The following is a 1,304-nucleotide window of genomic DNA, read 5'->3' as shown; positions in this document are numbered from 1 at the left end:
CATTCTGACCCCATAACAGTCTTCGACAGTTTCTAACGAGCATGTTAATATAAGAATATACGATGGAGGTTAGAAATATGGCTAGAAGAAGGTTTACCCTAGAAGATAAAATTAAAATTGTAGAAGAATTAAATCATGGGTTTACACATGCTCAAGTTTGCAAAAAATATGAATTAACATCATCCACTCTATCTACTTTTAAGCATCAACTTGGTGTAATTAACGCCACACAACCCAAGGACCATCACTCAAGTATCAAAGAAAAGGCCTTGGAAAGTGAAAATCGGAAACTGAAAGAACTAATTGGTAAAAAAGAATTAGAACTTGACATGCTTCAGGATTTATTAAAAAAAAAGAATTACCTAAAGTAGATGAAAAACTGGCTCTAGCTAAGGAATATAATCAAAAGGGCATGAAAATATCTAGAGCTTGTAAATTGCTGCAAATATCAAGATCCACTTTCTATCCTAAAAAAAAGTCTATAAAGAATGAACATGAGCCAAAATGTAAGGTCGGTAGACCTGTTCCTGGATTTTCCTACGGAATAAACAATTGTATAGTGGACGACTCAGTTATTGAAACATTGCTACATCAAGCATGTGAAAAGATTCCCTTCTATGGCTATAAGAAAATCACTAAAATTCTTCGCAAAAATCATGGATTACAAGTAAACGCTAAAAAAATTTATAGACTAGCTAAGAAATTAGGATTACTTCTACCATATGTAAAACATACTAAGCAAGGTCATCTTGCTGTCGCAAGAAAAGTAAGTGAGATAAATCAACTATGGCAAATAGATATAAAGTATGTTAAGGCCTTAAACGGCCAGTTTATAATGCTTACGGATATCATTGATGTGTGTTCTAGGAAACTTGTTGGTAGAGAAATAACTAAAACCGCAACCACTAATGATGCTCTTAAAGCTGTAGAAAGAGCTCTTATTGAAAATGGTGTAACCTCTAATATTATTTTAAGAAGTGATAATGGTCCACAATTTACTTCCATCAGATTTGAACATTTTTGTAAAATAAAGAATATATATCATGAGCTAATTCCAACAAATTCACCAAACTATAATGCTCACATTGAATCTTTTCATTCTCTTCTTTCTAAAGAGTGTATAGCTTGGAATGAGATTAGAAACTTTACTCATGGATATATGCTTATTGATGAATATATAAAGTTCTACAATGAAGAAAGAATACATGGAAGCTTAAATTATATTAGTCCAAATGAATTTATAAGGAAATCTATAAATTAGTTAGTATTCGTTAGAAAATGTCGTAAATAAAGGGAGCAATCCG

2 protein-coding genes are annotated in these 1,304 nt (G+C 31.7%); both read left to right on the top strand.

The window, feature by feature from the left end; translation table 11 throughout:
* The first annotated feature begins 77 nt into the window (after nt 1-77).
* Entirely contained in the window at nt 78-371 is a 294-nt protein-coding gene (locus KPL50_RS26445; RefSeq protein ID WP_216301447.1) for a transposase, read from the top strand.
* A 41-nt stretch (nt 372-412) separates the two neighbouring features.
* The gene (locus KPL50_RS26440) at nt 413-1,261 is read left to right on the top strand and encodes an IS3 family transposase (RefSeq protein ID WP_253200828.1); all 849 of its coding nucleotides are present in this window, start codon (nt 413-415) and stop codon (nt 1,259-1,261) included.
* The last annotated feature ends 43 nt before the right edge of the window (nt 1,262-1,304 follow it).

The sequence above is a fragment of the Clostridium sp. CF012 genome (genome assembly GCF_018861755.1).
Taxonomy (GTDB): domain Bacteria; phylum Bacillota; class Clostridia; order Clostridiales; family Clostridiaceae; genus Clostridium_AD.
The sequence above is the reverse complement of the archived record's forward strand: the minus strand, read 5'-3'. Positions and strand labels throughout refer to the sequence as shown.

What these genes read in the sequence shown, in the direction of transcription:
- KPL50_RS26445 (WP_216301447.1), top strand. Translation starts at nt 78, where the DNA reads ATGGCTAGAAGAAGGTTTACCCTAGAAGATAAAATTAAAATTGTAGAA.
- KPL50_RS26440 (WP_253200828.1), top strand. Translation starts at nt 413, where the DNA reads ATGAAAATATCTAGAGCTTGTAAATTGCTGCAAATATCAAGATCCACT.